Annotated in this window: 15 protein-coding genes and 1 pseudogene; 8 read left to right on the top strand and 8 right to left on the bottom strand. The window is 68.7% G+C overall.

What is annotated here, in order from left to right:
* The 4 genes and pseudogenes from V7Q31_RS14810 to V7Q31_RS14795 all read right to left on the bottom strand — a co-directional run.
* Positions 1 to 487 (bottom strand): annotated as a pseudogene (locus tag V7Q31_RS14810) (pyrroloquinoline-quinone synthase PqqC); the annotation flags it as partial.
* Positions 484 to 1,398, bottom strand: a complete 915-nt coding sequence (gene pqqB / locus V7Q31_RS14805; RefSeq protein ID WP_333834631.1) for a pyrroloquinoline quinone biosynthesis protein PqqB — start codon at positions 1,396 to 1,398, stop codon at positions 484 to 486. The gene pqqB and the pseudogene V7Q31_RS14810, both read right to left, overlap by 4 nt.
* 37 nt (positions 1,399 to 1,435) lie before the next feature.
* The gene (pqqA, locus tag V7Q31_RS14800) at positions 1,436 to 1,531 is read right to left on the bottom strand and encodes a pyrroloquinoline quinone precursor peptide PqqA (protein ID WP_333834630.1); all 96 of its coding nucleotides are present in this window, start codon (positions 1,529 to 1,531) and stop codon (positions 1,436 to 1,438) included.
* A 127-nt stretch (positions 1,532 to 1,658) separates the two neighbouring features.
* A complete protein-coding gene (locus tag V7Q31_RS14795; RefSeq protein ID WP_333834629.1) occupies positions 1,659 to 2,150 on the bottom strand; it encodes a DUF3280 domain-containing protein in 492 nt (163 codons plus the stop codon).
* 142 nt (positions 2,151 to 2,292) lie between these two features.
* Here V7Q31_RS14795 and V7Q31_RS14790 point away from each other — a divergent pair, with 142 nt between their 5' ends.
* The 8 genes from V7Q31_RS14790 (at position 2,293) to V7Q31_RS14755 (ending at position 8,064) form a co-directional block, all read left to right on the top strand.
* Complete coding sequence (locus V7Q31_RS14790; RefSeq protein WP_333834628.1) at positions 2,293 to 3,462, top strand: ABC transporter substrate-binding protein; 1,170 nt, start codon at positions 2,293 to 2,295, stop codon at positions 3,460 to 3,462.
* Between the two features lie 16 nt (positions 3,463 to 3,478).
* Positions 3,479 to 4,447: a YVTN family beta-propeller repeat protein gene (locus V7Q31_RS14785; protein WP_333834627.1), complete on the top strand. Its 969-nt coding sequence runs from the start codon at positions 3,479 to 3,481 to the stop codon at positions 4,445 to 4,447.
* A gap of 50 nt (positions 4,448 to 4,497) precedes the next feature.
* Positions 4,498 to 4,959, top strand: a complete 462-nt coding sequence (locus V7Q31_RS14780; RefSeq protein WP_333834626.1) for a hypothetical protein — start codon at positions 4,498 to 4,500, stop codon at positions 4,957 to 4,959.
* 12 nt (positions 4,960 to 4,971) lie between these two features.
* Positions 4,972 to 5,229 carry a PepSY domain-containing protein gene (locus V7Q31_RS14775; RefSeq protein ID WP_333834625.1) on the top strand — a complete coding sequence of 86 codons (258 nt, stop codon included), beginning with the start codon at positions 4,972 to 4,974 and terminating at the stop codon, positions 5,227 to 5,229.
* Positions 5,230 to 5,251: 22 nt separating this feature from the next.
* On the top strand, positions 5,252 to 6,019 hold the full coding sequence (locus tag V7Q31_RS14770) for an ATP-binding cassette domain-containing protein (protein ID WP_333834624.1): 768 nt from the start codon (positions 5,252 to 5,254) through the stop codon (positions 6,017 to 6,019).
* The gene (locus tag V7Q31_RS14765) at positions 6,016 to 6,849 is read left to right on the top strand and encodes an ABC transporter permease (protein ID WP_442976629.1); all 834 of its coding nucleotides are present in this window, start codon (positions 6,016 to 6,018) and stop codon (positions 6,847 to 6,849) included. Before V7Q31_RS14770 ends, V7Q31_RS14765 begins: the two co-directional genes overlap by 4 nt.
* Before the next feature lie 68 nt (positions 6,850 to 6,917).
* A complete protein-coding gene (locus V7Q31_RS14760) occupies positions 6,918 to 7,439 on the top strand; it encodes a tetratricopeptide repeat protein (RefSeq protein ID WP_333834623.1) in 522 nt (173 codons plus the stop codon).
* The gene (locus V7Q31_RS14755) at positions 7,426 to 8,064 is read left to right on the top strand and encodes a hypothetical protein (RefSeq protein ID WP_333834622.1); all 639 of its coding nucleotides are present in this window, start codon (positions 7,426 to 7,428) and stop codon (positions 8,062 to 8,064) included. Before V7Q31_RS14760 ends, V7Q31_RS14755 begins: the two co-directional genes overlap by 14 nt.
* A 3-nt stretch (positions 8,065 to 8,067) precedes the next feature.
* Here the strand turns inward: V7Q31_RS14755 and V7Q31_RS14750 are convergent, their stop codons facing one another.
* From V7Q31_RS14750 to V7Q31_RS14735, 4 genes are all read right to left on the bottom strand, one after another.
* Positions 8,068 to 8,613 (bottom strand): PQQ-dependent catabolism-associated CXXCW motif protein, encoded by a 546-nt coding sequence (locus V7Q31_RS14750; protein WP_442976634.1) that lies wholly within the window; start codon positions 8,611 to 8,613, stop codon positions 8,068 to 8,070.
* Entirely contained in the window at positions 8,613 to 9,461 is an 849-nt protein-coding gene (locus tag V7Q31_RS14745) for a substrate-binding domain-containing protein (RefSeq protein WP_333834620.1), read from the bottom strand. Before V7Q31_RS14745 ends, V7Q31_RS14750 begins: the two co-directional genes overlap by 1 nt.
* The gene (locus V7Q31_RS14740) at positions 9,442 to 9,951 is read right to left on the bottom strand and encodes a c-type cytochrome, methanol metabolism-related (protein ID WP_442976627.1); all 510 of its coding nucleotides are present in this window, start codon (positions 9,949 to 9,951) and stop codon (positions 9,442 to 9,444) included. Before V7Q31_RS14740 ends, V7Q31_RS14745 begins: the two co-directional genes overlap by 20 nt.
* A gap of 161 nt (positions 9,952 to 10,112) precedes the next feature.
* A partial coding sequence (locus tag V7Q31_RS14735; protein ID WP_333834619.1) for a PQQ-dependent dehydrogenase, methanol/ethanol family occupies positions 10,113 to 11,375 on the bottom strand: 1,263 nt, incomplete at its 5' end.

Genomic DNA, 11,375 nt, shown 5'->3' with positions numbered 1-11,375 from the left:
GCAGCATCCCCGACACCCGCGCCTTGATGATCATCGGCGAGAACATCTCGGTCAGCGAGGAGGCGATGGCCTCGAGCAGACTGCGCTCGCGCACGAAAGTCACATAGGCCTCGCAGGCGAAACGCACCGCCGGCAGCGCGCCCTCCATCGAGGCGACATAGGCGCGGTCGAGCCCCAACCCGTCGGTCAGCGCCAGCCAGCGCCGCAGCCCGCCCTCCGGGTGATCGTCGACCTCGCCGTCATGATCGACGATGCGCTGGCGCCAGATGCGGCGCGTCGGCGTGTCCTCGATCCGGGCGAGGATCGTCGCGTCCTTGGTCGGGATGATGCGCTGGTAGCAGTAGCGGTTGAGCGCCCAGGCGCGCACCTGATCCTTGGTGCAGCCGCCCGAATGCAGCCGTTCATGGAACGGGTGCAGATGGTGATAGCGCGTCTCGCCGACGGCGCGCAGCGCCTCTTCCATCTGGGTCGGGGTGAGCAGGGTCACAGCGCGATCTCCATGCCGTCGAAACCGATCTCCCAGCCGGCGGCCTCGACCTCGGCGCGCTCGGGCGCGTCGGGCCGCCAGACGGGGTTGGTGTTGTTGATGTGGACATAGACCTTGCGGCCCGCCTCGACGCCTGCGAAGGCGGCGAGCGAGCCCTGCGGCCCCGCCATCGCCATGTGGCCCATGCGGGCGCCGGTCTTCCAGCCGACGCACTCGCGGATCATCTCGTCGTCGTGGAACACCGTACCGTCGAACAGCACTGCGTCCGCGCCATTCAGACGCGCGGCGAGGTCCGCAGTCATAGCGGCGCATCCGGGAACGTACTGCAGCGTTCGGGCGCCGTCGGACAGCGCGACGCCGACAGTCTGTTCGCCGACGAGACCCGTCTCGACGGTCTCGCCTTCGAGATAGAGCGGCACTTTGCCCGGCACCGCATAAAGGGTCGCCCGCAGACCCGGCGCGAGTTCGAAGGGAGCGTCGAGCCCGACCCGGCGGCGCGCGACGCGGGCGGGGTCGAGCGCCGCGAAAATCGGATTGGCGTCGAGAACCTCATGGATCGCCTCAGTGGCGAACAGGTCGAACGCATGGCCCTCGCGCAAGGTCAGCAGCCCCGCGACGTGGTCGATGTCGCCATTGGTCAGCAGCACCGAGACGATGGGCGAATTGCGCAGCCCATGCGTCGCGGCGGGGCGCGGCTGGAGGTCTGGCGTCGCCATGATCTGGGCCCGCAGGTCGGGCGAGGCGTTCACAAGCGCCCAAGCCGACCCGTCGCCAGTCGCCGCCAGCGAGGATTGCGTGGCCCGCGGCGCGGCGGATCTGTCCCAGGCTGCGCGGCTGTTCGGCGCCGCGCAGTTCCACTGCGGAAGCCCGCCGCCGGCGGCGGCGCCGAGGATCAGCGCGCGCATGGTCATAGCGCGCTGCGCGCCTCAGGCGCCGCCTGATCGACGATCAGAACAGATCGCCGCTCTCCTCCTCGGCCGGGAAATACATGTTGATCTCCATGCCGCAGGCGACTTCTTCGACGATCGGTGCAGTCCAGGCCATGATTTCCTCCGAGTGGCTGATTGACGCGCCGACTCTCGCGACGCTGCTGAAAGAGTCTCAGAGAGCGACGCGAGACACAAGACATAACCGGTCGGACGGGCGCCGGTTCAAGGTCGGGAGACCGCGATCAGTCCGCGAGGATGCGGCGCTTGAGGATGAAGTCGAGCCCGCGCCGCCAGCTCTCGTCGGTATTGCCGCGGATGTCGGCCGAACCGCCATCGACCAGCGCGCCCGTGGCGGCGTCGCGCAGGAAGATCGAGATGTGCAGGATCAGGTTGGAGGTCTTCTGCACCTCGCCGGTGATCGCGATCTCGGCGCCCAGAGCAGCCGCGAAATCGGCGTCGCAGCCGTTGCAATGGGCGAGGTTGTCGTAGCGCGCGGCCTCGGCGGCCACGGGCGCCACATCCACGAAGACATAGCGCCCGGAGGCGGCGAGCGTCTCGACGAGCTGCGCCTCGAGCTGGCGGGCGCGCGCGTCCTCGGCGTCGTGGTTCGCGCCAAGGCTCGTATCCACCACCTTCACGCCGAAAAACGCCGCGCGGACCGGCTCCGCAGCGCTCGACGCTCCGGGACTTCCGAGCGCGAGCATCGCGAGGGCGAAGGTTGCGGATCGATCCATAGCGCGATCCTATCGAGGCGACGCGGCGGCGCAATCCGGCGCAAGCGGCTCTCAAATTCTGAGAGCTGCGGCGGCGGGCCTTGACCGGAAGGGCCGCCTCGGGGCTCGTTGACGGCAACGATAAAGCAGGGGAGGACGGCGGATGCTGCGATCAATCGCGGTTGTCTGTCTCGCGCTCGCGCCGACGGTGTCGGGGGCAGTCGATGTCGTCGCTGCGGTTCTCGCGGTCGAGCGGCCACGTCCGGCGCCGATCTCGCGCCTCGATCTGCCTGCGGGCGACGAGGGATTTCAGGGCGCCCGGCTCGCCACCAACGACAATCAGAGCACGGGCAGTTTTCTCGGCCACAGCTTCGCGCTGCTCGAGGCGACGGCCGCCCACGATGAGGCGACGGCTGCGCTCGACGCGCTCATCGACCAGGGCGCCCGTTATGTCGTGACGCTGGCGGAAGCCGACGATCTGCTGGCGCTCGCCGACCACGCGGCGGACCGCGACGTGCTGCTGCTCAACGCCTCGGCCCCCGACGACCGGCTTCGCGGGGCGGAGTGCCGTGTCAACGTGCTGCATGTGACGCCGTCGCGGCGGATGATCGCCGACGGCCTGGCGCAGTATCTGCTGTGGAAGCAATGGGACGAATGGGTGCTCGTCTACGGCTCGCACCCGCGCGACCGCGAGAAGGCCGAGGCCCTGCGAGCTTCCGCCAAGCGCTTCGGCGCGCGGATCGTGACCGAGCTCGAATTCGCGGACACCGGCGGCGCGCGGCGCAGCGACAGCGGCCATGTGCTGGTGCAGAAGCAGATCCCCGTCTTCATGCAGCCGGCGCGCGCGCATGACGTGGTGGTGGTGGCCGACGAATCGGACGTGTTCGGGGTCTACCTGCCCTATCGCGGCTGGACGCCGCGCCCGGTCGCCGGCGACGCCGGCCTGCGCGCCACCGCATGGCATCCCGCGCATGAGAGCTTCGGCGCCACGCAGCTTCAACGCCGCTTCGAGGCGCTGGCGGGGCGGCGGATGACCGATCTCGATTACGAGGCCTGGGCGGCGCTGCGCTCGGTAGGCGAAGCGGTGTCGCGCATCAACTCCGGCGACGTCGCCGACGTGACGGCGCATCTGCTCGGCGACGCGTTCGAACTGGCCGCCTTCAAGGGCCTGCCGCTGAGTTTCAGGCCCTGGAGCCGGCAACTGCGGCAGGGCGTCGTCCTCGGCGACATGCGCAACGTGGTCAGCATCTCGCCGCAGGAGGAATTCCTGCACCAGCGCAACAGGCTGGACACTCTGGGCGTCGACGAGGGCGAAAGCGAATGTCGCCTTTGAAAGAGAGGAACACGGCATGACGATCCACCGCACCCTTGCGGCTTCGGCCCTCGCGCTGTTCGCGTTCGAAGCGGCTGCGCTGACCGCCTTCGTCAGCAACGAGAAGGGCAACACGGTCACGCGCATCGACGTCGAGACGCTGGAGGTCATCGACACGACCCCGGTGGGCCAGCGCCCCCGCGGCATCACCATAAGCCCCGACGGGACCGAACTCTACGTCTGCGCCTCCGACGACGACACGGTGCAGGTCTTCAACCCCCAGACGATGGAGCTGCTGCACACCTTGCCGAGCGGCCCCGACCCCGAATTGTTCGTGCTGCACCCCTCGGGCAACCCGCTCTACATCGCCAATGAGGACGACAACATCGTCACTGTGGTGGATGTGAAGACCAAGCGCGTTCTGGCCGAAGTTCCGGTCGGCATCGAGCCCGAAGGCATGGGCGTCAGCCCCGACGGACGCGTGGTGGTCAACACCTCCGAGACCACCAACATGGCGCATTTCATCGACACCGAGACCTTCGAGATTTTCCAGAACACGCTGGTCGACAGCCGCCCGCGATTCGCCGAGTTCACGCGCGACGGGAAGTTCCTGTTCGTCTCGGCCGAGATCGGCGGCACGGTCAGCGTGATCGACCCCTCGAATGGCGAGATCATCAAGAAGATCGAATTCGAGGTGCCCGGCGTCACGCCCGAGGCGCTGCAGCCCGTGGGCGTACGCGCCACCGCGGACGGCTCCAAGGTGTTCGTGGCCCTGGGCCCGTCGAATCGCGTCGCTGTGATCGACGGGGCGAGCTTCGAGGTGAAGCAGTATCTGCTGGTCGGCCAGCGCGTCTGGCAGCTCGGCTTCACGCCGGACGAGCGATATCTCTTCACCACGAACGGCAATTCCAACGACGTGTCCGTGATCGACGTGGCCTCCGAGACGGTCATCAAGTCGATCGCCGTGGGCGAGCAGCCCTGGGGGGTCGTGGTCTCGCCGCAATGACGCGCCGCCGTCGCGGCCCGCAGGTTTCATCAATCAGGGAGAAGAACCTCATGAAGATCGCTTTGATCGGCGCCGTCGCGCTCGCCGGCGCCATCGCCGCTCCGCCGCTCGCCGGCCCGGCGCAGGCCGCCCCGCTCTGCACCGAGCTCGGCTTCGCCGGCCTGCTCGCGCGCTGCAACCGCGAGAAGCTGCCCGAGATCACGCTGTCCTCCGGCAAGCCGCTCGCCGAAGGGCCGCTGAACCTGTCCTCCGGCGTCTATTACCAGATCGATATCGTCGCCGACGGCACGCAGGAGCTGGCGCTGGTAGGGCCGGAGTTCTTCCGTGCGATCTGGATGAACGAGATCGTGATCAACGACATCGAGATCCGGCCCATGGCGATCGACAGCATGGAGTTCGACGCTGCGGGCAAGGCGAGCCTGTCCTTCATCGCGATCAAGCCAGGCCGCTACGAGCTGCGCATTCCGGGTTCGACCGGCGACACGCAGCGCGTCGAGATCAGCATCCAGTAAGGGGGAAAGACCATGAAGAGGGACGGACTGAAGGCGTTGGTCGCGGGCGCGCTGATGGCGTGCGCGCTTCCCGCGGCGGCGCAGGAGATCACCGAGGAGGAGACTGCGCGCATCATGGCGCTGCTGGCCGAGATGCAGTGCGAGATGGATGCGGACGACATCGAGCGCGAGGATGGCGGCTTCGAACTCGACGACGTGTTCTGCGCGGACGGCCAGTACGACATCGAACTCGACAGCGACTTCGCCGTGGTGGAGAAACGCAAGGAGTGATCCCAACTCCGGACGGCGGCGCATGATGGAGACCGACGCCGACACGGCCCCCGCGCTCGAAATCGTCGATCTGTCCTTCGCCTATGGCGCGACCAAGGCGCTAGACCGCGTGTCGCTGACTGCGCCGAGAGGGGCCTTCACGGCCCTTCTCGGCGTCAACGGCGCAGGCAAGACCACGCTGTTCAACCTCGTCACGCGCCTCTTCGCCGCCCGCGAGGGGCGCATCAGCGTCTGCGGCTGCGACATCCGGGGCGCGCCCCGCGATGCGATGGCGCGAATGGGGGTGGTGTTCCAGAGCCGCGCGCTCGACGCCAATCTGACTGTGGCGCAGAACGCCGCCTATCACGGGGCCCTGCACGGCCTGCCCCGGGCGGACGCGCTGGCCCGCGCCGAGGCCGCGCTGGCGCAGGTGGGGCTTTTGGACAAGATGGGCGAGAAGGTCGGCAGGCTTTCGGGCGGCCAGCAGCGCCGCGCCGAGATCGCGCAGGCGCTGCTGCACGAGCCGGAACTGCTGCTCTGCGACGAGCCGACCACCGGCCTCGACCTCGAAAGCCGCGCCGCCATCGTGCGCGACGCCCATGCGCTGGCCGCCGAGCGCGGCGTCGGCGTGCTCTGGGCCACGCATCTGATCGACGAAGTCGCGCCCGCCGACCGCGTGGTGGTGCTGCACAAGGGCCGCGTGAGGGCCGCCGGAACCGCGTCCGACCTCGCCGGCGACGGCGCGCTGTCGGACATGTTCCTCAAGCTGACGCGCGCGCCGGAAGCCGCTGTCGAAGAGGCGGGCGCGTGAGCGCCCCGCGCGAGACCCCGCTCTCGGCGCAGGGGCGCGAGGGCTGGATCATCTGCTTCTCGGGCGTCGTGCGGCGCGAGGCGCTGCGCTTCTTCCAGCAGAAGGAGCGCTTCGTCGCCGCGCTCGTGCGGCCGCTGGTGTGGCTGTTCATCTTCGCCGCTGGATTTCGCGCGGTGCTTGGCGTGTCGCTGATGCAGCCCTATCAGACCTACGTTCTCTACGAGGTCTACGTCCTGCCGGGACTGTGCGCGATGATCGTGCTGTTTCAGGGCATGCAGTCGGCGCTGTCGATGGTCTACGACCGCGAGACCGGCGCGATGCGGACCCTGCTGGTCAGCCCCTATCCGCGCTGGTTCCTCCTGACCGCCAAGCTCGCGGGCGCGGTGCTGATCTCGGTGCTTCAGGTCTACGCTTTCCTGGCCGTCGCCTGGGCCTATGGCATCCGCCCGCCGGTCTGGGGCCTCGTGACAGTGCTTCCCGCGCTGATCCTGTCGGGGATGCTGCTGGGGGCGATCGGGCTGCTGCTGTCCTCGACGATCAGTCAGCTCGAGAATTTCGCGGGCGTGATGAATTTCGTGATCTTCCCGATGTTCTTCGCCTCCTCGGCGCTCTATCCGCTGTGGCGCGTGCGCGAGGGCAGCCCCATTCTCGCCGACATCGCCGAGGCGAACCCCTTCACCCATTGCGTCGAGCTTATCCGCTATGCGCTCTACATGCAGGTGAACTGGTCGTCCTTCTGGGCGGTGCTCGCGACCGGGGCGCTGTTCCTCGGCGCGGCCTTCTGGGCCTACGACCCCGCGCGGGGCATGATGGCGCGGCGGCGCGGATGAGCGCCGTTCTGGCCCCCGATGCGGCGCAGCCTACCTTCCCTTCGCAAAACATGCGGGGAGGATGCGAGATGCGGTCATGGATGGTTGCGGCGGCCTGCGTCGCCGCTCTGGGCGCGAGCCCGGCCTGGGCCGTGTTCAGCGGCGACATGAGCCCGCGCGCGCGGTCGGGCGACGCCGACTACGCCGACGCGATCGACGCGCGCGCCGCGAAGAACTGGGCGGCGGCGGTCGCGGCGCTGGACAAGGTGGTGGCGCGCCGGCCCTGGCACGACAACGCGCACAATCTCCTAGGCTACAGCCACCGCAAGATGGGCAATTTCGAGAAGGCCCTCGAACATTACCACATCGCCCTCGAGCTGAATCCGCGCCACCGCGAGGCGCTGGAATATCTCGGCGAGGCCTATCTGCAGATGAACGATCTGCCGAGGGCGCAGGCGACGCTGGCCCGGCTCGGCGAGGTGTGCGTTCAGGTGTCGCTGACCTTCTCCGACGGCGATTTCAGCGACGGCTGCGAGGAATACCGCGAACTGCGCGCGGCGGTGACGCATTTCGAGGCGACGGGCGAGGTGCTGGACGATGAGGACGAGTAGAGGCTTCGCACGTCTGGCCGTCGCCCTCTGCGCGGCGGCGGTTGCGGCCGGCGCGGCGCTGGCCCAGCCGAAGGACCCCGACTGGCCCTGCGTGCAACGCAAGGTCGTCCATCTGTCGATCGGCATGATGTGGACCGGGCCGCTCCCCGAAGATCCCCATGCCTGGCGCGACGATCCCGAGCTCGCCGCCCTCGCCGCGCGGATCGCCGCGCGCCGCACCGGCATGGAGGAGGTCGCGGCGCTGCTCGCGCAGGTCGGCCCCGGCCCGGACGCGCCGCGCGCCGAGCGGCTCGCGACGCTGTTCTCGGGCGTCTTCGCCCTGATCGACGCCGAGCGCGCGCGCATCGTGGACGGCACCACCCGCTACGCGCAGCGCCAGCGGGCGCTGTCGGAGCGGATCGACGCGGCGCAGGCCGCGCTCGCCGCGGCCGAGGCGGCGGCGAAGCCCGACGATTTCGACGCCCTCGACGCCATCGAGGCGCAGCGCGACACGCTGGCCTGGGACGTGCGCATCTATGAAGAGCGCAACCGCTCGCTGACCTATGTCTGCGAGAGCCCGGTGATCCTCGAAAAACGCGCCTTCGCCGTCGCGCGCGCCGTGATGGCCGAGATCGAGGGCGGCTGAGGCTCAGAACCCTTCGGCGGGGGTCGCGCGTTCGACCGGGTGGTCCTCCCAGCTCCAGCCGTCGGTCCCTTCGGGATACCAGAACACCGCGCTGTGGCCGTACTCCCTTAGCGCGCGTTTCGCGGCGTTCCAGCTCATCCAGCACTCGTCGAGACAGAAGAACAGGAGCGGGCGGTCGAGATCGCCCGCAGTCGCCTCGCGGAGCGCGGCGCGGAACCGAGCGTCCATGTCGGGATGCAGCGCGCCATAGCCGACGTTCGGCAACCAGAACGCGCCCGGGATGCTGTCGCGCGGGCGGTCGCGCCAGAGCGTGCCTTCGGGCAGGCCCTCCGGCTTCACCGCGCGCGGCAGCACGTCGATGAAAACCGTCTCGCCCGCGCGCCACAGCGCATGCGCTGCGGCGGTGTCGACGACGGTCGCGCCGCGCAGGGTGGCGGGGACGGGCGCGCGGAACGCCTCCATCCGGTAACCGTCGGGCTCGGGGACGCGCTCCTCTCCGGCCTGAGCCGCCGCAGCGGCGAGGCAGACCGCGAAGGCCGCGCGGGCGATCACGGCGCTGCCGGGCGGCCGTATTCGTCCACCAGCGGCACGCCGAATTCGGTCAAAATCGCATCGATTTCCCCCTGATGGCGGCGGATCAGCGAATTGAGCTGGCGCTTCCACGTGTCCTCGCCGGCGCGCACGCCCATCGTGATGCGGTAGAACAGCCGCGGCGGGAGCGGCTCCTTCAGCAGGGGCGTGGCGACCAGTTCGACGTCAGTCGTGGTCTTGGCGAGCCAGCCGCCGATCGGCCCCCAGAGGAAACCGCCGTCGATGGCGCCCGCGTTCAGATCGTCGATCATGCGCTGGGCGGGGTCCTCGTGGCGGCGGTCGACCATCAGCGGATAGGCCTTCGCCTTGCCGACGAGGCCATGCCGGGCGAGGTGGTCCGCCGCCGGGCTGCCCGCGACCACGCCAAGGCTGCGACCCTTCAGGCGCGGATCGCCGATCTCGTCGACATCCGCCAGCGGCCCGTCGGCGCGGGTCACGAACACATAGGCCGAGGTGTAGTAATGGTTGGTGTTGAGCACCAGCTCGTGCCCCTGCGCGAAGCCGATCACCACGTCGCAGCGGTTCTCGCGCAGGGTCCGGCGGATGAAGCCGGTCGCCTGCGGGAACCATGTGTAGAGCACCGGGCGGCCGAGCTTCTCGGCGAATAGCTCGGCGAGGCGGTTCTCGAACCCCTCGCCGGCCTCGTTCGAGAAGGGCATGTTCGCCGGGTCGGCGCAGACGCGGAAATGCGTGTCGGACACCAGATCCGACGTGTCGGCCCGCGCCGCCCCCGCCATGACGCAAGCCGCGGCGAGGAGCAGGCCCAGCGCGCCGCGCCGGCCTGCGTCAGCCGGCCATGCAGGCATTCTCATGCTCCACGAAGGCGTCGGGCTTGTCTTCGCGCTTGGCCGGGCGGCCGCGGGGAACGGCGTCGGCGCCGCGCGCGCGCAGATAGACCCAGATGTCGTCGAGATAGCACATGACGTTGCGGTTGAGGCCGAAGGCCGGCATCACCGAATTGCCCGAGGCGTCCACATGTTCGAGGCCCGCCGCGACGACGGCCGTGAACTCCCAGTAGTCGAGGTTCATCACCGCGTCCTTGAGCGGCGGCGCATAGGTCGAGCCCATTCCGTCGGGGCCGTGGCAGACATGGCATTCGGAGTGATAGCGGCGGAAGCCGGAGAAGGTGTACCAGTCCACCGTGCCGTCTGCGGACACGTTGAAGGTCGGCGTCTCGTCGGCGGCGAAGTATTTGCCGTCCTCGACCGAGGCGACGGCGGTGTCGTCGGCGCCGGCGGCGAGCGGCATGGCGCACAGCGCGACCGCGAGAGCGGCGCGCAGGGTTTCAGTCGGCATGTTTCTTCCCTGTCGCTGGTCTTGTTTTCATTGGATCGCAGACGATGCTGCGGCGGCTTCGGGACGGCTGTCAAGCAATCGGCGCGGAGACCGGGAAAGGTCGCCGCGCCGATCTCTCGATGATATAGGGGCGGAGGCCGAAGCCTCCACCCCGCCCGTCCTCAGTTGGGCAGGCGGAACACGGTCAACGTTCCGCCGAGCGCGGTGTAGTCGCTGAGGCTCGCATAGCCGCCGACGGCGCCGAGACCGTCATTGGGGTTCACGAGACCGGCCGCGAGGCCGATCCCGGCCCAGCCGCCGACGCCCGAATAGACCGCGACATACTGCCGGCCGCGATGGCTGTAGGTCATCACGTTGCCGATGATGCCCGAGGGCGTCTTGAAGCGGTAAAGCTCCTCGCCGGTATGCGCGTCGACCGCCTTCAGATAGCCTTCGAGCGTGCCGTAGAACACCACGTCGCCAGCCGTCGCGAGCGCGCCCGACCAGACCGAGAACTCTTCCGGCAACGACCAGACGATCCGTCCCTCGGCGGCGTCCCAGGCGATGAAGTTGCCCATGCCGCCATGGCTGTTGGGCGCCGGATACATCGACAGCGTCGCCCCGACATAGGGCTGGCCGGCGGTGTAGCTGACGCGGAACGGCTCGTAATCCATGCAGACATGGTTGGTCGGCACGTAGAACAGGTTGGTCCGGGGCGAGAAAGCAGCGGGCTGCTGGTCCTTGGTCCCGAGAGCCGCGGGGCAGATGCCGGTGGTGTTGACGTCCTCGCCGTTCTGCGCGGTCGAGAATTCCGGCACCACAGCCGGGCGACCGAAGGTTTCGGAGTTGGGGTCCATGTCGACGCCGGTGGTCCAGTTCACGACCGGGTCGAATTTCTCGGCGACCAGCAGCTCGCCGGTGATGCGGTCCATCGTGTAGGCGAGGCCGTTGCGGTCGAAATGCACCAGCGTCTTGCGCATCTCGCCGTTCATCTCGATGTCGGCGAGGATCATCTCGTTGACGCCGTCGAAGTCCCATTCGTCATGGGGAGTCATCTGGTAGAGCCACTTCGCCATGCCGTCGTCAGGGTCGCGGGCCATGATGGTCATCGACCAGCGGTTGTCGCCGGGGCGCTGGGAGGGGTTCCAGGTCGAGGGGTTGCCGGTGCCGTAATAGAACAGGTCCGCCTCGGGGTCGTAGGAATACCAGCCCCAGGTCGTGCCGCCGCCGATCTGCCACTGGTCGCCTTCCCACGTCGCCGTTCCGCTGTCGACGCCGACCGGCTGGCCGAGATGGGTGGTGTTCTCGGGGTCCATCAGCGTGTCGCTGTCGGGGCCCATCGAATAGGCGCGCCATTCGAGCTCGCCGGTGTTCATGTTGTAGGCGGTCACGTGGCCGCGCACGCCGAACTCGCCGCCCGAGATGCCGACGATCACCTTGTCCTT

It is taken from the genome of Rubrimonas sp. (assembly GCF_036788415.1).
Classification (GTDB): domain Bacteria; phylum Pseudomonadota; class Alphaproteobacteria; order Rhodobacterales; family Rhodobacteraceae; genus Rubrimonas.
Note: the sequence above shows the minus strand (reverse complement) of the source record. Positions and strands in the feature narration are given on the sequence as shown.